Source organism: Lacihabitans soyangensis (assembly GCF_024343775.1).
Taxonomy (GTDB): domain Bacteria; phylum Bacteroidota; class Bacteroidia; order Cytophagales; family Spirosomataceae; genus Leadbetterella; species Leadbetterella soyangensis.
Map to the genome: position 1 here is coordinate 31,565 of NZ_RJUF01000184.1, position 19,628 is coordinate 51,192.

24 protein-coding genes and 1 pseudogene are annotated in these 19,628 nt (G+C 37.9%); 21 read left to right on the plus strand and 4 right to left on the minus strand.

Annotated features, from left to right (window positions below):
• The first annotated feature begins 151 nt into the window (after positions 1-151).
• The 20 genes and pseudogenes from EGI31_RS21425 to EGI31_RS21520 all read left to right on the plus strand — a co-directional run bounded on the left by EGI31_RS21425 (position 152) and on the right by EGI31_RS21520 (position 12,503).
• Positions 152-739, plus strand: a complete 588-nt coding sequence (locus tag EGI31_RS21425; RefSeq protein ID WP_255039226.1) for a YceI family protein — start codon at positions 152-154, stop codon at positions 737-739.
• A 36-nt stretch (positions 740-775) separates the two neighbouring features.
• Complete coding sequence (locus EGI31_RS21430) at positions 776-1,624, plus strand: universal stress protein (protein ID WP_255039227.1); 849 nt, start codon at positions 776-778, stop codon at positions 1,622-1,624.
• A complete protein-coding gene (locus EGI31_RS21435) occupies positions 1,621-1,839 on the plus strand; it encodes a hypothetical protein (RefSeq protein ID WP_255039228.1) in 219 nt (72 codons plus the stop codon). The genes EGI31_RS21430 and EGI31_RS21435 overlap by 4 nt, the downstream gene beginning before the upstream one ends.
• A gap of 13 nt (positions 1,840-1,852) precedes the next feature.
• Entirely contained in the window at positions 1,853-2,245 is a 393-nt protein-coding gene (locus EGI31_RS21440) for a low affinity iron permease family protein (RefSeq protein ID WP_255039229.1), read from the plus strand.
• A 118-nt stretch (positions 2,246-2,363) separates the two neighbouring features.
• The gene (locus EGI31_RS21445; RefSeq protein ID WP_255039230.1) at positions 2,364-2,966 is read left to right on the plus strand and encodes a porin family protein; all 603 of its coding nucleotides are present in this window, start codon (positions 2,364-2,366) and stop codon (positions 2,964-2,966) included.
• 100 nt (positions 2,967-3,066) lie between these two features.
• Positions 3,067-3,825, plus strand: coding sequence for an MlaE family ABC transporter permease (locus EGI31_RS21450; protein WP_255039231.1), 759 nt, complete (start codon positions 3,067-3,069; stop codon positions 3,823-3,825).
• 91 nt (positions 3,826-3,916) lie between these two features.
• Positions 3,917-4,657, plus strand: coding sequence for an ABC transporter ATP-binding protein (locus EGI31_RS21455; RefSeq protein WP_255039232.1), 741 nt, complete (start codon positions 3,917-3,919; stop codon positions 4,655-4,657).
• A 48-nt stretch (positions 4,658-4,705) separates the two neighbouring features.
• The gene (locus EGI31_RS21460) at positions 4,706-5,590 is read left to right on the plus strand and encodes an MlaD family protein (RefSeq protein WP_255039233.1); all 885 of its coding nucleotides are present in this window, start codon (positions 4,706-4,708) and stop codon (positions 5,588-5,590) included.
• A 151-nt stretch (positions 5,591-5,741) separates the two neighbouring features.
• The gene (locus EGI31_RS21465; RefSeq protein ID WP_255039234.1) at positions 5,742-5,864 is read left to right on the plus strand and encodes a hypothetical protein; all 123 of its coding nucleotides are present in this window, start codon (positions 5,742-5,744) and stop codon (positions 5,862-5,864) included.
• 13 nt (positions 5,865-5,877) lie between these two features.
• Positions 5,878-6,939, plus strand: a complete 1,062-nt coding sequence (locus tag EGI31_RS21470; protein WP_255039235.1) for a glycoside hydrolase family 130 protein — start codon at positions 5,878-5,880, stop codon at positions 6,937-6,939.
• Entirely contained in the window at positions 6,917-9,277 is a 2,361-nt protein-coding gene (locus EGI31_RS21475) for a glycosyltransferase (RefSeq protein WP_255039236.1), read from the plus strand. The genes EGI31_RS21470 and EGI31_RS21475 overlap by 23 nt, the downstream gene beginning before the upstream one ends.
• Positions 9,278-9,406: 129 nt before the next feature.
• A complete protein-coding gene (locus EGI31_RS21480) occupies positions 9,407-9,565 on the plus strand; it encodes a lmo0937 family membrane protein (protein ID WP_255039238.1) in 159 nt (52 codons plus the stop codon).
• Positions 9,562-9,915 carry a YtxH domain-containing protein gene (locus EGI31_RS21485; RefSeq protein WP_255039239.1) on the plus strand — a complete coding sequence of 118 codons (354 nt, stop codon included), beginning with the start codon at positions 9,562-9,564 and terminating at the stop codon, positions 9,913-9,915. Before EGI31_RS21480 ends, EGI31_RS21485 begins: the two co-directional genes overlap by 4 nt.
• 61 nt (positions 9,916-9,976) lie before the next feature.
• A complete protein-coding gene (locus EGI31_RS21490; RefSeq protein ID WP_255039240.1) occupies positions 9,977-10,330 on the plus strand; it encodes a hypothetical protein in 354 nt (117 codons plus the stop codon).
• Positions 10,327-10,722 (plus strand): hypothetical protein, encoded by a 396-nt coding sequence (locus tag EGI31_RS21495; RefSeq protein ID WP_255039242.1) that lies wholly within the window; start codon positions 10,327-10,329, stop codon positions 10,720-10,722. Before EGI31_RS21490 ends, EGI31_RS21495 begins: the two co-directional genes overlap by 4 nt.
• Positions 10,723-10,937: 215 nt before the next feature.
• Positions 10,938-11,126 carry a CsbD family protein gene (locus EGI31_RS21500; RefSeq protein ID WP_255039243.1) on the plus strand — a complete coding sequence of 63 codons (189 nt, stop codon included), beginning with the start codon at positions 10,938-10,940 and terminating at the stop codon, positions 11,124-11,126.
• 32 nt (positions 11,127-11,158) lie between these two features.
• Complete coding sequence (locus EGI31_RS21505; protein WP_255039245.1) at positions 11,159-11,407, plus strand: hypothetical protein; 249 nt, start codon at positions 11,159-11,161, stop codon at positions 11,405-11,407.
• A gap of 12 nt (positions 11,408-11,419) precedes the next feature.
• Positions 11,420-11,596, plus strand: a pseudogene (locus EGI31_RS21510) (hypothetical protein); the annotation flags it as partial.
• Positions 11,597-11,637: 41 nt separating this feature from the next.
• Positions 11,638-12,279 carry a porin family protein gene (locus tag EGI31_RS21515; protein ID WP_255039247.1) on the plus strand — a complete coding sequence of 214 codons (642 nt, stop codon included), beginning with the start codon at positions 11,638-11,640 and terminating at the stop codon, positions 12,277-12,279.
• 20 nt (positions 12,280-12,299) lie between these two features.
• Complete coding sequence (locus tag EGI31_RS21520; protein WP_255039248.1) at positions 12,300-12,503, plus strand: hypothetical protein; 204 nt, start codon at positions 12,300-12,302, stop codon at positions 12,501-12,503.
• Positions 12,504-12,588: 85 nt separating this feature from the next.
• Here EGI31_RS21520 and EGI31_RS21525 read toward each other — a convergent pair whose 3' ends face one another.
• The 4 genes from EGI31_RS21525 to EGI31_RS21540 form a co-directional block, all read right to left on the minus strand.
• Positions 12,589-13,542, minus strand: a complete 954-nt coding sequence (locus tag EGI31_RS21525) for a fumarylacetoacetate hydrolase family protein (RefSeq protein WP_255039249.1) — start codon at positions 13,540-13,542, stop codon at positions 12,589-12,591.
• A gap of 133 nt (positions 13,543-13,675) precedes the next feature.
• A complete protein-coding gene (locus tag EGI31_RS21530; protein ID WP_255039250.1) occupies positions 13,676-14,812 on the minus strand; it encodes an FAD-dependent monooxygenase in 1,137 nt (378 codons plus the stop codon).
• Positions 14,813-14,839: 27 nt separating this feature from the next.
• Positions 14,840-15,928 (minus strand): alpha/beta hydrolase family protein, encoded by a 1,089-nt coding sequence (locus EGI31_RS21535; protein ID WP_255039252.1) that lies wholly within the window; start codon positions 15,926-15,928, stop codon positions 14,840-14,842.
• A 150-nt stretch (positions 15,929-16,078) separates the two neighbouring features.
• Positions 16,079-17,071 carry a VOC family protein gene (locus EGI31_RS21540; RefSeq protein WP_255039254.1) on the minus strand — a complete coding sequence of 331 codons (993 nt, stop codon included), beginning with the start codon at positions 17,069-17,071 and terminating at the stop codon, positions 16,079-16,081.
• Positions 17,072-18,304: 1,233 nt separating this feature from the next.
• Here EGI31_RS21540 and EGI31_RS21545 point away from each other — a divergent pair.
• Positions 18,305-19,594: a nucleoside hydrolase-like domain-containing protein gene (locus tag EGI31_RS21545; protein WP_255039256.1), complete on the plus strand. Its 1,290-nt coding sequence runs from the start codon at positions 18,305-18,307 to the stop codon at positions 19,592-19,594.
• The last annotated feature ends 34 nt before the right edge of the window (positions 19,595-19,628 follow it).

Genomic DNA, 19,628 nt, shown 5'->3' on the forward strand with positions numbered 1-19,628 from the left:
TTTAACCCAGATTCTTTAAAAAAAATATTCATTACTACTTCCAAAAGGTGTGAATATTGAAACATTCTACCATTTTTATGTAACAAAAAAACTCCTTTTCCGCATGACCTTTATGTTATGAAATTTCATTCACCATCATAAAGAAAATGTCATGCCAAATCAGACCAAATGGTCCATCGACCAAGCCCACAGCGATATTACCTTCAAAATCAGACACTTAATGATTGCCCATGTGAAGGGTTCATTCAAAACATTTGATGCCAATATTTACACCTATGGCACAGACTTCAGCACTGCTGAAATTGATGTTTGGATAGACGCGGCTTCCATAACAACTGGGGACGATAATCGTGACGAACACCTCAAGGCTATGGACTTCTTAGATGTGGTAAATCACAAACAAATTTCGTTTGTTTCTAGCACAATCGGTAAGATTAATGAGGATCAAAAACACGAATTATGGGGAGAACTAACCATAGTTGGTATCAAACAAAACGTCAAATTCGATGTGGAATTTGGTGGAATTATGAAGGACCCATGGGGAAATGAAAGAGCGGGTTTTACGGTTACAGGCAAAATAAAAAGGGCCGACTGGGGCTTGGTTTGGAACTCCAACTTAGAGGCTGGTGGCATTATGATAGGCGACGACATCAATATTGCTTGTGAAATAGAAGTTACCAATGTTGGCTTCAAAGACTTAAAAATGGAAGTTGAAAACTCAGCAATAGAAACAGTGTAACTCTATTATTCAATTTTAATCAAAACCCCTAATAACATGAAAACTATTCTTTTTCCGACTGATTTTAGCGACAATTCGATGCATGCCGCCCAATATGCGGGTATGTTGGCCAGACGTTTCGATGCCAAACTTATCATTGTCAATGTATTTAGCAATGTCATTTCGCTCGGAACGGACCTAAATATGATCAATGAAACCACCTTGCTCGAGGAGCAACTCCATAAGAACTCTATGCACAATTTAGAAATCTTCAGCGGGAAGGTTTTTCTAAGCACGGAGCTACCAGAGGTTCAGATAGAACACCAATTGGTGTATGGATTTGTCACCGAAGGAATCCTAGAAATGGCTAATGCGATGAATGTCGACATGATTGTGATGGGAACAAAGGGCGTTTCCAATGTATTTGACAAATGGATGGGCTCCAATGCCGAAAGTGTCATTAAAGCCGCCAAATGCCCCGTGTGGGTTGTACCTACAAACGCACAGCTAACTGTTCCTCAGCTATTTATCTATGCGGCTGATCTGGAGGAAGACGAGGTTTCTGCCACAAAAACGCTCTTAGATTTCTCAGTACCCTTGGGTGCAACATGCAAAGTCATACACATTCAGAATTATTTTGATAAAGACCTCAAACAAAAATCAGCCGAAACTATGGCAGACTTGAGCAAGGAATTTGACGGTAACAACATCACCTTCAAGGACTTAAAACGCAACGAAATAGTGGAGGGAATAGAAACTTATACCCGAACCCATAAACCAGACGTATTGGCTCTGGCGGTTTATGATAAAAACATTTTTAGTAACTTATTCAATAGCAGCATTACCAAGCATTTTGTAGAAGAAAGCAAAATACCCATACTGATTTTCAAAAAAGAAAAATTATGAGAACCGTTGCCGAAATGAATGCCAAGATATTAAAACTATCGCAAATGATTGAAGCAGATTATCCTGAAATATCTATGTATCTAACCGAAATGCCCGTGACGATCCCGAATGTCTCTTCTCCAAAAATAAATGCGAGTACACTTTCAGAATACTACGAATCTTTAAAAATCTTGCTTAAAGATTACATTGAAAATAAAAAGAAATTAAGAATTTGATCTAAGCCCAATAATGAAACGTACATACACAAAAGTCGAGAAGTTTTTTGAGAAAATAACTTACCTGATTACCGCCGTTTTAGGCAGTTCAATTACTTTTTTTCTGGCCTTAGTAATGGTGGTTTTTTGGTTTTTTAACCGTCAATACAGCCAGCACGATACCAATGAGGTCATAAGAGACTTGATTCACGGAATCACTTTTTTGAGTCTCTTTGTAATTCAAAAAGAGTTCAGCAGATTCTCGGGTTCGCTTCATTTAAAGGTAAACGAACTGGTGGCATCTACCGAAACTGCGAGCAATTCGGTGATAAACGTAGAGTCAAAAACAGAAATAGAAATACACGAATTACAGAAAGAATACGCCGAATTGGTTGAAAAAATTGAAAAACCTGAAGACAAATTATAAGTATCCCAAAGGTTAAATGTGTGAATTATATAAGTGTTTTTAAGTATTCTATAACAAGGCGAACCACTATTTGCCTGACCTTTGTATCATAATCATTTTTAATAAAAATACGATCAAAATGTCAAAAATTAAACTCATTATTGTCTCTATATTATTCATTCAGGTGGGTATATTAAAAGCACAAACTTTGTCTGTTGGACCGGTTGTTGGGGTAAACTTCTCTACCTTCTCTGGACCTACAAACACCAAGTTTTTGCCAGGTGTTGCCTTAGGGGCATTTGCAAACTATAGTGTAAACGAGCACGTAGGCATCGGAGCGAAATTTATTTATTCGCAGCTGGGTACTGACTACAAAAATGTAGACTACATCAACAGACTGCATTACTTACAAATGCCTATTACAGCCATTTACTATTTTGGAGAGGTTGGCGATAAATTCAGACCTAAAATATTCGGCGGGCCGTACATCGGTACACTTTTAGGTGCCACACTCAAAGAAGGAGTGAAAATTACGGAAGCAAACGGAGGTCCTGTTTATAAAAAATTGGACGTTGGTGCATTGGTTGGAGTTGGATTTAACTATCGTATACAAGACCGTACATGGTTAAATTTGGACGCTGGCTTTAGTCAAGGATTCGCCGACGTTAATGAATCACCAACCGCCAGTTTCAAAAACCAATCCTTCGGTCTGAACGTAGGAGTGAGTTTTCCGATCAAATAAAACCTGAAAAGTCTATACCGCAAGAGTCTGTTATAAATGGTTTTATAGCAGACTTTTTGTTTTAGTATTCATCTATAAAACCTTCCAAAAAGGCAAAAATATGGTAATCGAGATAAGAAATATTTTTGACGGTATCGGAGCATTTATTTTGTTTATTTTTAGATTCTTCAAGGAGCTTTTCAAACCACCTTTGGAGTTAAAGGAATTCATAAAACAATGTTATGTAATTGGTTACAAATCACTTCCCTTGGTAGCCATAACCGGATTTATAATGGGATTGGTGCTAACACTGCAATCTAGACCTACACTTGCAGAGTTCGGGGCCGAGTCCTGGTTGCCAGGTATGGTTGCACTCTCTTTGATTAGAGAAATTGCTCCCGTGATAACGGCACTGATTTGTGCGGGTAAGGTAGCCTCTGGGATCGGAGCAGAGCTGGGTTCAATGAAAGTGACCGAACAAATAGATGCTATGGAGGTTTCGGCTATTAATCCATTCAAATATTTGGTAGTTACCCGAATACTCGCAGCCACGCTCATGATTCCGCTGCTGGTAGTATTTGCTGATGGCATTGGCATATTTGGTGGATTTGTAGGTTATAACATCCACAGCGAGCTGAACATTATCAGATACAATTCGCTAGTTTTTGAAACCCTAGGTTTTGTGGATATTTTTCCGGCAACTATCAAGACGTTCTTCTTTGGTTTTTTTATTGGCACCATTGGCTGTTACATGGGTTTTACGGCCTCTAATGGCACTGAAAGCGTCGGAAAAGCAGCCAATTCAGCAGTGGTTTATGCATCACTGGCCATTTTTATAATCGATATGTTGGCTGTTCAGTTGACAGATTTGATTTTCTGAAGAATTATTTTTTACAAACAAAAGCCTTTTTTAAAACCCAACCATGTTACTGTAAGGCCTTATTTGACTAGTTACGAAAAATCTCATTTCAGTGAAAAAACAAACTCCAATAATAGAAATCAAAGGTCTTTTCAAATCCTTTGGCAAAGATAAAGACGTTCTGAGAGGTGTCAATATCAATGTCAATAAAGGAGAGAACTTGGTTGTTTTGGGGAAATCTGGCTCGGGAAAATCCATCACCATCAAGTGTTTGGTGAGGTTGGTGGAAGCCGACAAAGGCGAAATTAAGGTCTTTGGCACAGAACTAACAAACCTTGCAGAAGACGAGCTGAATCAGGTCAGACTACGAATAGGTTTTTTATTCCAAAATGGTGCCTTATACGACTCCATGTCTGTTAGAGAAAACCTGGCATTTCCCCTGCAAAGGCATAGACCAGAATTCACCGATACACAGATAAACATAGCCATTGAGGAAACTTTAGAAAGCGTAGGATTGATAGAAGCCATAGACAAAATGCCCTCAGAACTATCAGGAGGCATGCGGAAACGCGTTGGATTGGCAAGAACACTCATCCTTAAACCCGAAATACTTCTATACGACGAACCCACCACAGGTCTGGACACCATCACTTCTAGGGAGATCAGCGAGTTGATCATATCCATCCAGATGAAATTCAAAACCACCTCCATCATCATCACCCACGACATGGCCTGTGCCAAGTTTACAAGCAACCGAATCGTGATATTAAGAGACGGTGTGGTGTACACCGAAGGTACTTATCAAGACTTAGAACAAAGCGAAGATCAATGGGTTAGATCATTTTTTATATAAAACCAAAAAGAAAATATTCCGAAATACCCGAAATAAAAATTAATAGAAATGAAGAAGGATTCAGGATTTAAATGGAAACTAGGCGTGTTTGTCACTGCTGGAATTCTCTTTTTCGCAGTCACGATATATTTTGTAGGCAAACAAAAAAACCTATTTGGTTCGGTAATTCACCTAAAATCCCACTTCAGAACGGTAAGCGGCTTAAAACTAGGCAATAACGTTCGTTTTTCAGGCATTAATATTGGCACCGTCGACGCCATAGAAATGATATCTGATACCTCGGTAATGGTGGAGTTGGTTATACAGAAAAATGCACAACCATTTATAAAAACCGACGCAAAGGTTGGAATCAGTTCGGACGGACTTATGGGTGAAAAAGTACTGGTTATTTCTCCGGGCACATTTACTTTTAAGTCTGTAAAAGACAATGACATTTTGAGATCAAAAACGGCCATAGAAATGGAGGATGTCATGTTGAGCATGAAAAAAAGCATGGATAATGTGGCTCTCATATCTGACAACTTGGCCCAGTTCAGTTATAAAATCAACAATAGCAATGGTGCACTTTCAAAGCTAATTTCAGACGAGGATTTTTCCAAGAGTTTAGAAATGACACTGATAAATCTACAGAACAGTTCTGACGAATTCGCCAAATTTGCAGTTAATATGAACAACGGCAAAGGTGCATTGTCAAAACTTATGATTGATGAGAAATTCGGAAAAACGCTAGACTCGACCATGATGAATATTCAAAACGGCACCAAAGGACTCAACGAAACCATTGATGCTGCCAAAAGCAGTATTTTACTAAAGGGATACTTCAAGAAAAAAGCCAAAGAAGACTTAAAAATAGAAACCGAAAAACAAAAACTTCGGGACGCCAAATACGATACAAAAAATAAGATAAAAACCCCTAAGGACAGCCTAAAATAAACAATATAAGTTATTCAAAGCTAAATCCTAAGACGCAATTTCACTCTGCATTTAGCCTTTTGAAGGTGTGAATATTATAATAATGTGCAAGAATTTCGTAACAATTTTATTATAGAAAAAGAGACCTTTGGAGTATAAAAAAACACTCCCAATGTCAAACGAAAAAGATAACAAAGATAAGTCCGGCAAGAAATCTCCCGCCAAAAGTCTGAAAGAGAAACGTTCGGCTAAAGTGGCGAAACGTGCAGAAAAACGTAGTCCATCTTCAACCTGATATAAACAAAAACATGATGGTTGAAGTGATAAAACAAGGGATACTTTTTGAAAAAACACCCATTGAATTTGAAGATAGTGGCGTGTTGAATCCTGGAGTAGTACAGGAGGGAAACATTGTTCATATATTTTATAGAGCCGTTAGCTTTAACAACTTTTCCACTATCGGCTATTGCAAACTGGAGGGACCATCAACTATTCTTAAACGAAACAACACACCCATTATCGTACCAGAGTTTGAGTATGAATCACGTGGTGTGGAAGATCCACGGGTGGTAAAAATAGACGAAATCTATTACCTGAGCTACACGGCCTACGATGGTATAAATGCCCTCGGAGCGTTGGCTACCTCCTCGGATTTAATCCATTGGGAAAAGAAAGGAATCATTGTTCCGCAACTAACCTACGACGAGTTCAACGATTTGACGGACCAAAAAAATATCCTAAATGATAAATACAGCAGGTTTAATGATCAAAATCACCTTCAAACAAATACAAACAAAGAAGTATTGCTGTGGGACAAAAATTTGATTTTTTTTCCGAGAAAAATAAATGGTAAATTCTGTTTTTTGCACCGTATCAAGCCCGATATTCAGATATTGGTGAGTGTAGAATCCATAACTGACATCACCAAAGATTTTTGGCAAAAATATTTCCTAAACTTTGAGGACAACATTCTGATGTCACCCAAATACGATCATGAGGTAAGTTACATAGGTGGTGGCTGCCCGCCCATAGAAACCTCTGAGGGTTGGCTATTTATCTATCACGGTGTCAAAGACTCTATAAATGGTTATGTTTATTCGGCCTGTGCCGCTTTGTTAGATTTAGAACATCCAAATACCGAAATAGCCAGACTCCCCTATCCTTTGTTCGAGCCAAACCGTGTTTGGGAAATCAATGGGGAAGTGAACAACGTATGTTTTCCTACTGGGACGGCATTGTTTGACGACAATCTTTACATCTATTACGGTGCGGCTGACGAACGCATCGCCTATGCATCAGTTAGTATTTCCGCATTATTAAAAGAACTTAAGCTAAACACAATACATCATGAGAAATCAAAAAACGTATAACTACAATAATAATATCCGAGGTAATGAGCTGAATATTAAATTTTTAAAGAGCCACAATAATCTGGAAAATGCATCCAAATTACCCGAAATCCTCTTCATAACATCATTTCCGCCTCGTGAGTGTGGCATAGCCACCTACTCGCAAGACTTAATCCTTGCCTTGAAGAACAAATTCGTTAACTCCTTCAATATCAGCATTTGTGCTTTAGAGTCGGACAATGAAAAACACTCTTATCAAGAAAAAATAAAGTTTAAACTCAATACCGATCAACCTGGGTCTTTTGCAGTTCTTGCAAATGAAATAAATCAGGACCAAAACATAGCCATGGTTATGATTCAGCATGAGTTTGGCTTTTATGTAAAAAGAGAATTCGAGTTTCAGCAATTTTTGGTAGCGATAAACAAACCCATCGTTTTGGGTTTTCATACTGTTTTGCCAAACCCAAATGCCTCTCTGAAATTCAATGTGGTTAAAATAGCTGCCGAAAGTACGTCAATAGTCGTGATGACCAAATCTTCTATGAAAATATTGGTAGAAGACTATGGAATAGAAGAAGATAAAATTGTCATTATACCACATGGAACGCATTTAGTTGAACATCAGGACAAAGATTTACTCAAATTAAAGTATGATCTCGAAGGCAAAAAAGTACTCTCAACTTTTGGGTTATTGAGTTCTGGAAAAAACATAGAAACTACCATAGATGCCTTGCCAGAAATAGTCAAAAAAAACAAAAATGTCATGTTTTTAATTATCGGCAAAACACATCCAACGGTGTTTAACCAAGAAGGTGAAAAATACCGAAACATGCTCAAAGAAAAGGTAGAGTTTTTGGGTTTGACAAACAATGTAAGATTTGTCAACTATTTTTTACCCCTGCACGACCTGCTTGAATATTTACAACTGACTGACATTTATGTATTTACATCCAAAGACCCCAACCAAGCGGTTAGTGGAACTTTTTCGTATGCCATCAGCTGTGGTTGTCCTATTGTTTCTACTCCCATACCGCACGCGGTAGAAGTTTTGAAACACGATGCTGGAGTTATTTTTGATTTTGGTGACTCCAAAAAATTATCTCTGGAAATCAACAAATTACTAAAAAGCAATTCGTTAAGAAAAAACATAAGTTCGATTGGTCTGCACAGCATGGCTCCCACAGCATGGGAAAACGCAGCCATAGCACATGCCTTGTTGTTTCAAAAGGTAGCTTCGAAAAAGATAGTTTTAGAATACAAAATGCCAGAGGCAAATTTGAATTATCTCAAAAAAATGACCACGAATTTTGGCATCATTCAATTTTCTATCATACACGAGCCCGACATAAACTCGGGTTATACGGTGGACGACAACGCCCGAGCTTTGGTGGCTACTTGTATGCATTTTCAAAATACCAACGACCCCGCAGACCTGCCGTACATCAAAATATATCTAAACTTCATAGTTTTTTGCTTGCAGACTAATACTCGTTTCTTAAACTATGTTGACGAAAACAAGCAATTTACCCAGCAAAACTACGAAACCAATCTTGAGGACTCCAACGGTAGGGCCATTTGGGCTTTGGGTTATTTAATTTCTGTAGGTGATTCGCTTCCAGAGGAGTTGGTAAAACAAGCCCACACAGCCCTTGACTTTGCCTTAACCAATATAATCGATATTCACTCTTCCAGAGCTATGGCTTTTATTATCAAAGGCTTATACTACAGAAACACGGTCAACAAAGACCTAAGGGATATTATTTTGCTGTCGCAAATGTCCAATAGATTGGTACAGATGTACCTGCATGAGTCTGAAAAAAACTGGGACTGGTACGAAAGCTACCTGACCTACGGAAACAGTATTTTACCCGAGGCTTTGTTATGTGCCTATTTGGCTACAAGTGAGCCCATTTATAAAGAAATCGCCAAGTCTAGCTTTGATTTTTTACTTTCTAAAATATTCATTGGAGAAGGTATTAGCGTGATCTCAAACAATGGTTGGCTTCACCGCGGCGAAGAAGATAACCGCATTACACAAGGCGGTGAACAGGCTATAGACATTACCTACACCATCTTGGCATTGGATAAATTCAGGAAGGTATTTCATGAAAACAACTATTCTGAGAAAATGCGAACGGCCTTTAGCTGGTTTTTGGGAAATAATCATTTGCATCAAATAGTCTACAATCCCTGCACAGGAGGTTGTTATGACGGTCTTGAAGACACCTATATCAATATCAATCAAGGAGCGGAATCTACCGTGAGTTACTTAATGGCCAGACTAACCATGGAAAATGTAAAAAAGCCCAATCAAATACGAACCGTAGAATTGCCGCAGCAGGTCGAGGTTTACTTATGAGCAAAGGCAGAGATGCCTAGGTGTGAATTTTATAAGTTTTCGGGAATATTGTGTAATGCATAGAGAGTTCATGATTCCGACCTTTGTAAAGAGAAATTTAGGATTTCGAAACCTTAATAAAAAGACAAAATGAGCAACTTACTGTATATCGTGGCCGTGATTTTGGTGATTTTTTGGGCAATAGGATTTTTTGCCTACAGTGCTGGAGGTATTATACATGTCCTGCTGGTGATCGCACTGATAGCCGTTATTTTGAGAATCATACAAGGCATAAGTATTATAAAATGAAGAATAGGAAACAATTAAAAATCGATGAAATGAAATCAGGAAAAGTATTATTAGGCGTATTGGCTGGTGCAGCCGTTGGAGCTATTGCAGGTATCTTATTTGCTCCGGATAAGGGTTCTAGAACCAGAAAACAAATTATGGACAAAAGCGAAGACTATGCCGAAGGACTGAAAGAAAAGTTTGAGGATATGACCACTAATTTGACCAAAAAATACAGCAATGCCATGCAAGAAGTAGACAGTTTGGTAGCTAAAGGCAAAAACAAGTATAACCAAGCCATGCACGAAGTGGACCAATTGGTGACTAACGGCAAAAACAAAATAATGGATCAGAAAAACGAAAATGTCTGAGAAATAACAAAGCACCTAGCCTTACGATGGGGCTGGGTGTTTTTTAAATACGAACAAAGCTATGGACACAAATTATGAAATTGTAGAAACGGTTTTTAAGAGAATTGAGAATTTGACTAGCAATCAAACCGAACTTATAAAACTCAAATTGTATAATAAAACCGCGGATTTGGCCACGTTTTTGGCCATGAAAGCCATAATAGTTACGGTTTTGGGTTTGTTTTTCCTTTTCTTGAATATAGGTCTGTCTCTATGGTTGGGTGAAATACTCGGCAAAATCTACTATGGATTCTTTCTTTTAGCGGCATTTTATGCTATTGCCGCTATTTTCATCAAAACAAGTATTTACAAATATCTTCAACTTCAAATCAACTTAATGGTACTTACAAAAATCCTTAAAGATGAAAACTTATGAGTAACCCCAAGGAAATTTTAGAGTTGAGAATCCAGGCATTAGAGGAACAACAAAAACTGGAGCTTGTACTTATAAAAGAAGATATTCGCTCAATATTTAGTAGTTTAAGTCCTTTCGAAATCATTAAAAACGCTATTAGCTCTGAGAATACAAGCGAGAGTTTGAGCTCAAATCTGATGGGTGATGTAATAGGAATGTCAACTGGATTTATTTCAAAAAAATTAATGTTTGGCACTACTTCCAACCCGTTCAAAAAAGTAATTGGCTCCATTATGCAGTTTGCTATTGGCAGATTTGTGGCAAATAACTCAGAAAGGTTGCAGGCCATAGGTGAGGTATTGATCCAAAAACTCACGCCCACCCAAGTCTTCAAAGGAGAAGAAGAAAAGTAATCATACCATTTGAAAAAATTCAAAACAAACTCAATCTCTCTTTTCTGAGAAGTTGATTTTTTAGCTAAAAGAAATTCACAAATAATTGAATTTCAATTAAATAAAACTAAATGTGTGAATTTCATAAACTTTGAATAACATTCTGTAAGACTTATGAAAATCAAAAAGCTGACCTTTGACTCACAATAAAAGATAAAAAACATTAATAACAAATCATGGCAAATCTTACTGAATTGAAAGGAAATTGGAACGAAATAAAAGGCAAACTAAAGCAACAATTTGCCATCTTAACAGACGATGATCTGCTACTCGCCGACGGCAAACAAGACGAATTGATGGGCAGACTTCAACAAAAATTAGGCAAAACAAAAGAGGAAATTCAAACGCTTATCAGCGGATTATAATAATTATTAAAAACTAAAAAACAATAGACAAAATGAGAAAAACATATCTAACACTTGCGGCAATAGCCATACTTTTTACGGCTACAAATTGTAAAACCGATACAGAAAAAGTAGAAGATGCCACCACAGATGTCGTAGAAGCAGGTAAGGACTTGGAAGAAGCCACCGATGATTACCAAGCTGAAGTAGCCAAGTACAAAATCGAAACAGCTGACAAAATTGCGGCCAACGAAAAAAGTATCGCGGAATTCAATACCAGAATAAGCACGGAAAAGAAATAAGCAAGAGAGGACTACAAAAAGAAAATTGCGGATTTGGAGGCAAAAAATTCTGATCTGAAAATGAAGATGGAAACCTACAAAGCCGACAGTAAAGAAAACTGGGAAAAATTCAAAGTTGAATTTTCACGAGATATGGACGAACTCGGACAGGCATTCAAAGATTTGACTGTAAAAAATGTTAAGCAGTAAAAAATCAGTCGAGAAGAAATTACAATTATCAAAACAATACAATGAAAAAGGCACACATATTTTTAACAATAATAACGCTACTAAGTTTCACAACTTTTGCACAAGAAAGCATGTCTGACGACCGTGGTAAGGTTAAAGTAGGCATCAAGGTTGGTGGTAATTACTCCAACAACTACGACTCACAGGGCGAGGAATTTACAGCCGAAAGTAAATTTGGCTTGGCAGGAGGATTATTTTTTGGGATTCCAATAGGTAAATTCCTGGGCATTCAACCTGAAATATTGTACTCTCAAAAAGGTTACAAAGAAACAGGACAATTTCTTGGAGGCACATATTCCTTAACCAGAACCACCGACTATTTAGACGTGCCATTGTTGCTATCCATCAAACCTGCCAAGTTCCTGACGATACAAGCTGGACCTCAATATTCTTATTTGTTAAAGCAAAAAGATGTTTTTGAGAATCCACTTACTACTGTCGAACAACAAAATGAATTTAAGAATGATAACATTCGTAAAAATATTTTGGGCTTTATTGGCGGACTTGACGTAAATGTGGGTAAGGTAATTATTGGGGCTAGAGCTGGTTGGGATATTCAGAACAACAACGGCGACGGTACCTCAACAAACCCACGTTACAAAAACGCATGGACTCAGGCAACGATAGGTTTTAATATTTTATAATTTTTTCAATAAACAAAGCCATGGACATTCAACTGATATTATTAGCATTGCTTTTGATAATTGGCACTTACGAACTAGTTACGCTCAGCATCAGACCAAAATCAGAAAAAAACATGTCTTTGTTTTGGAAAAAATCATTGAAGCATTTAGGAGTCTTCGAAAAAGGGTTGAAAAATACTGATGCTCAGAAATTTAAAATAACTTATTACATTTCAAATACTTGACTTTTTTATAGTGGTTAATAGGGTTAGCAAGAAAATCCCACCTTAAATTTAAGGTGGTTTTTTTGTAATACCGCTTAGGCACTTTTTATACCACTTTATTCCTGAGAATACCAATTCCTTCTATTTCTAACTCCACCACATCACCAGGTTCTAGCGGCCTATGAACCGAAAAATTATTCTCAATCAAACTTCCCCAACCTACTGTGCCCGAACCTAATATATCTCCGGGCATAATATTCACATCATTTTCAGAGGCTCTTTCGAGCATTTGACCAAACGAGTGATGGACCGTTTTATAGTTTCCTTCACAAACAGTCACGCCATTGATTCTAGAGGTCATTTTTACATCAAATCTAGCATCAGGCACCATCGGTACTTTAAGCGGGGACTCAAAATAACTCTCAGAAAAAGGAACCTCATATTGTTCGAATTCGTCGGCAGTCACGATGCATGGTCCAAAAGCATTGGCGAAATCCTTGCCTTTGTGCGGTCCGAGAGGTACGGTCATTTCTACTCTCTGTGTTGCTCGTGCCGTCCAATCGTTGAAAATGGTATAACCGAAGATAAAATCTTTTGCCTCCTCTATTTTAATATTTGTGCCTTTTTTCCCAATTATGCAAGCCATTTCTAACTCAATATCCAATTTTGCCTCGCCAGCTGGTCTTTTGATTTCATCATTTGGCCCGAATACATTGTGGTGGTTTGTAAAATAAAATATTGGCATTTGGTACCAAGCCTCCCCTACCGTATGCCCAAATGACCTCGAAGCATTTAGCATGTGCATTTCGAAGCCAACATAATCTCTTATACTACGAGGATTAGGCAATGGTGCTAAAAGTTTTACTTCATCCAAAGTATAATGCGGCTCGACAGCACCCAATGATTTGATAATCTGAAAGTAATCTTCATGATTGTCTATAAATGTGAGCATATCAGTTGGCAATTTTTCACTTGCCAAACGCATATCTACAACACTTTCGCCCTGTAGCCAACCAATGCGGCTTTCTTGGACTTTATTTAAGAATGATACGAGTTTCATTATTTAGTTATTTGTTATTGGGAAATTAGTTACTGATTGACTGGAGAATTAGTTGCTGTTCTGGGAGATAACTCTTTAATTCCCTTTCCAAATAACTAGCTTACTAATAATCAGTTTACCAGTAACCAATCCACTATATCTCCTCCGTCAAGGCCATTCCAGTTTTGCCCATGAGCATACCCATATTTGCACCTTCAGGAAGTGGTTGGTCATTATATTCGAGTAATTCCCATGCACCCAAAGTTTCAGAAACATCAACAACCATTTTGCATCGGTCGTAGCGGCGTTTCATATATCTGTCGAAAGTTTCTTCTACCGAACCTTCTTTTTGCAATTCCTCAATCAAAACCACCGCATCTTCGATTGCTAAAGCGGCACCAGAACCGAGTTGTGGAATGGTAGTATGAGCAGCATCACCTAAAACGACAACCCGGTTTTTGTACCATGGAGCCGGCATTTTGAGAGTTTCTAGTATTCTATAATTCACTAATTTTGCGTCAGTTACTTGCGAAATTAATCCCTGAACTAAAGGGATTGGATAGGCTGACATATAAGCTTTCAATTTTTCAACCAGCTGATCTTCAGGAATATGCGGATTATCTCCCTCAGCAGAATTCAGAAATATATAACACGCTTCGGCAGTCATCGGAATCACCCCGAGTTTATGTTTTTTATTAAAGAAAATATAGCCAGTATCTAAATCTGCGGGACGTTTGAAAGCATATCGCCAAACGGAAAGACCCACGTAGCTGGTTTTATATTCTCCAAAAACCAGTTTTCTAACTTTTGAGTTAACACCATCCGCCGCGATAACAATATCGTAACTACCAGAGGTGCCATCTGTAAAAGCTACATTAACTACATCAGGCTGATTATCAATACTTTCAACTGATACACCCATACGATATTTCAATCCTACTCGCTGAGCCTCTTCATATAAAACCTCATGTAATATTTTCCGAGAAATACCATTATGACTAGGAAAACGACCTATTGGTGGTGTTCCTGCCTCCCCTATTTGTACCCCATGTGATAGGCAAAGCTTTACTTTGCCATAAGGCGACCCTCTTCGCATGGCCTCGTCCGCCACGCCAATGGCATCCAGAGCACGTAAAGCATTGGCTTGCTGGATTATTCCTACTCCATAAACGTTGAATTCTTTGTGCAGTTCTATGATGTCTACCTCAAAACCCGCCTTTTTTAAACCAATAGCGGCCGACTGTCCACCAATACCTGCTCCGACAATTAAGATTTTTTTTACGTTACTCATTTTAATTAGGGTTGAAAATTAAATGGGTTAAGTTTTTATTTTTTCTGCAATCCAATCATACATTTCCAAAGTAGGCATAAAATCGTCTACCTGACAGTGTTGTGAACCACTTTCGCCAGCAGGTACTATTTTCATTTTGTGTTCACAAGTCAAATGTTTTTCAAGCGAAATGGCATGCTCTACAAAGTTTTGTTTATCGTCTCCGCCATGCATAATGAAGGTAGGCATCGAAATCATTTCTGCCACACCATTCTCCAAGGTAAAACCTTTTAATTTTTCCAAAACCTCCTCATAACTGTTGGCATCCAAGATGTGCATCACAATTTCGGCCAATGGATGCCTTTCTGTTCGGCCAGCCCACACTGCGTAATAAGACCATACGGCTCCATAAACCATACAAACCTTAAAACGCGGCTCAAATGCCGCACAACGTGCAGCCATGTATCCACCCATAGATACACCTGCTATGCCAATGCAGGTTGCATCCACTTCATCCTTGAGATTTGCCACAACATACTCATATACAGCTGTTCCGGCTACATTATAATCATAACGTGAATGGATATGATTTAAACGCAAAGCAGCTCCTTGACCCGGCCCGTCCACAGCCAAAAGAGCAATTCCTCTTTCGTTGAGGTGATTTCCGATACCAAAATAAAGTTCTTCTGCCAGGCTATCCAGCCCACCAAACATCACCATCACCGGTGGATTTTTAACTCCAGCGGGTTTAAACAAATAAGCAGGTAAGAACGAATTCTCGAATGGAACTTCGATTTGCAGCGGTTTTTCATCGAAATATTTAATAGCTCTGATGAAAGCTTCTCTTGCTTTGGTATAAGTATCGAGTTTCCTGCTATCCTTCAGATTCATGAAAAACTCGGCCGTACGCAAATAGTTAAATGCTCTCAAATAGGTTCTTCTGGCTGAAACAGGAGCATTATTCTTTTCAAAATCTTCCGCCCAACCAAATACCTGATTGCCTTTTTCGAGCCATGCAACATTAAAACTCTCTCGATTTTCTGGGTCGATTTTTTGAGCAACTTCTATAATTTCAGCAAATTCGCCACCCCCATAATGGGCTTGACTCAATGCTCTATTAACTTGATATGAGGGCATGTACTGCCCGGGATAAAAATGCCACATATTAGCCCCCATGCCCCCAAAGGGGGTTTCAACTTGGGGTCAGTTGGTTTAAATATTTAAAAATAATCGGCCAAATTGGAATAAAAGTCTCCGTTTAAATCCCCCCTTTGGGGGTAAGGGGGCTTACACATCCGCAGGCTTCACAGTGCCGTCTTCTGAAAGACCCATTTTTTTACCTTTACCCATCTCAGCAAATGGATTTGCACTTCCCCACGCATCGTTTGGATTGTCTTTTAGATAATGAACATCCAAATGATCAGGAGCAAAAACCAACCTAGCACAAGCGTAATATTCAAATAAAATACCACTGCCTGGATCAATAATATAAATAAAGAAACCTTCGTCAGCTTTGTGTCTAGTTGGAGCTCCCATTACACTCTTGTAGCCTTTTTCTATAAAATAATCAAGTGCTAAGAGTACCTCCTCGCGACTGTCAACATTCCAACAAATATGATTGAGAACACCTTCATTTTCTCCAATATTAGGATCTGTAAAGACAGCAATATCATGTGAAAGATTTGCAATAGTGTGTAATCCACCGATAGGTGGCATATCATCTGAAATTCTAATTTCGTCTGGGTTTTTAAAACCCATATTTTTCCAGAATTCTTTCTCAGCGACATATTTACCTTTGGCAACCATATAAGTCACATGATCAAAGCGACGCGGGTTGGCACCTTTCATACGGTTACTTGCGTAACGATCGGCGTAAACACTACCTCTTTCGCCTTGCTCTCGAAGCCACACTACATCCCAAAAAACTTCGTGTGTATGACCATCTGGAGACTGAAAACGATAGGCTCTTCCATGACCTAGATCGCCTTCTATCCAGCCACGACCTGCACCAATTTTTTCTAAATAAGCCACACACTCCTCAAGAGCTTCGGGACTGTCCGCACGCCATCCAATGTGCCCAAGACCAGACTTTTCGCTTTGAGTAAGTTTGAGGGTATGATGAAAATAATCTCCCCAAGCTCTGAGGTAAACTGATGATTCTTCGCGACCGGTTTCATCCATGCCAACCACATCCCTGAAGAATTCAACCGATTTGTTTAAATCAGTAGTCAATACCTCAACATGAGCCATTTGGGAAAGAAAATGAGGATTCTTTGCCATACAATATCTTTTTTTGTAAAATACTTTTATTTAATATTACAAAACTAACATATACACTAAAAATTAATTAATCGATTTTAATCCAATAATATTCATTATCAATCTATATTGTATTATATCCAACAAATAGACGCATAGTAATATTCGAATTTACAATAATTTAAGTCAATTCACGATATTCACTTGGCCGCAAGCCTATTTTGGTTTATAAAAAGCGAACATAGTCAGTCAATTCATTTTTGCCTATTCAAGAATTAATTTCAGTGATGTATATATTGTTTTACTTAAGTATACCTCTGCTTCGCGAAGGGGCATTTTTATGAATCGCTGGCAGATTTATTTAAATGATTGGTAAAACCAAGAAATTTTCTATCAAAGTCACTGATTCTGTTATTTTTCAAAGATGTAATGAGTTAAGATTGGGGATCTGTTCGGTCATTAAAGTAACTTTAGGTCTCGAATTGGCGACAAAGGCTTCAATTAACTTACTATAGTAATGAGATAATTACCGAGAACACGCATTGGGCATATTCCATCAACTTTCTATTTTTCCAAAATCCGTTCGACCAAACTTATTGGGTATCTCGTGGTAAGTTGCTGATGCTTAACAATGGAAAACTGTGGAATTCCAAAAAAAGGGTAATTCTTAATATAATTCCTTATAATAAGACATTTGAGTTAATTGTTTTAACTTAAATCACAGTATTGTACGTAAAAGTAATGTTCAATATAATCAAAAGTGATGATTGGGTATAGTGGCAAAAAAAAGTATTTTCATGAAAATTATTTCGATTCAGCTATTTGCCTTGATACATTTCTTTATTGGTCAACTAAAACTGTCAATCAAATAGATATTAAGTCGGTTGTCGTAGAAAAGTAGTGATCTTTGATAAACCTTAAACAATTAATAAGCGTAAAATTATTGATATAAATGATGTCGAAGTGAAACGTCTCACTGCCGTCAATACGAACAGTTAACTTATTGATTAAGACAAATATCCATACGTCAATATGACTATTTCTTTATTTTTAAGGGCTTAACTTTATGGGGTCTCAATATATTAAAACAAAATACAAATCAGATATTCTGACGAAAAAAAGTCGAAGGAACGATTTTGCAAAAAGCCCTTAAATCCAAAACTCAGTTTGCAGTAGTATGTTAAAATAACCTTCGATATATTTGTAAATGGCTGCTACTCAAAAAAGTTTGTAGAGCAAATTAGAATGAAATTTATGATTAAAAATATTATTAAAAGCACTTTGTTCTCGTGGACGATAATTATTGTTTTCCATCCCTTATTATTTGCCAAAAAAACGCCTAAACCAAGAATTGTCATCAGCACCGACATTGGCGGAACCGACCCCGACGATAATCAGTCAATGATTCACTTAATGATGTATTCTGACTTGTTCCAGATAGAAGGTTTAGTTTCTTCTCCATTCGGAAAAGGACGAAAAAAAGACCTTTTGGAAATGATTGACTTGTTCGAAAAGGATTTCCCAAAGCTTAAAAAGTATAATTCAAAGTTAGCCACACCCGATGCACTAAGGGCAGTATGTAAACAAGGAGAAACAGAATCAGCACCATATTCGGGAATCAGAAAATCATCTGAAGGCTCAGATTGGATAGTTAAATGTGCCAAAAAGAAATCAAACCAGCCACTTTGGGTATTGGTTTGGGGAGGTTTGGAAGATTTAGCTCAAGCTCTGTATGATTCCCCTGAAATTGAAAGTAAGATTAGGGTATTTTGGATTGGTGGACCAAATAAAAAATGGAGTATCAATGCCTATTCATACATTGTAGAACATCACCCAAACCTCTGGATGATAGAGTCCAATGCCACCTATCGGGGGTGGTTTATGGAAGATGAAAACGCTCCCGCGAACATGCACGATGCTGCTTATTATAATAATTTCTTCAAAGGTCGGGGTATAATGGGAGCAGATTTTATTAACTATTACAATGGGCATATCAAAATGGGTGACACACCCTCGTTGGCTTATTTGATGAATGGAAATCCAAACGACCCAAAGGGGGAAAATTGGGGCGGAAAATATAAACCGATTAATTACAGTTCAAGGCATGTTTTTGATAGAAATACCACCAAAGCAGATAGTTTCCCTGCTTATGGAGTAGTAGAATGGCGGTTTAACGGTCCAAGTATTACAATTCCAGCCGATTCCTCTTGTTTTACGTTGGAAATCCAAAAGCAAGAATGGCCAGGTTATTATCTTGGAAACGGTGTTTATGGAGTTCGATATTCTTCCAAAAAACCAGAGGTCAGTTCATATATTATTCACAGTAAAATCAAGGAATTGAACGGACAAAAAGGAGAATACACCAGTATTGCTCCATGGCCTGGTAAGCCAAATAAAGATGATTACAAATTAGGAAAAAATTGGTACGGTGACTTACCAAATCCTGAGTACTTTTTGGATGGGCAACAAGGAGCAAAAACACTTTCTAAACACCGAAAAGCCTACCTTAACGATTGGGCAAAACGCTGGGAATGGCTAAAATAGCCCTTTAAATTCAACCTTAAATATTAAATATTAT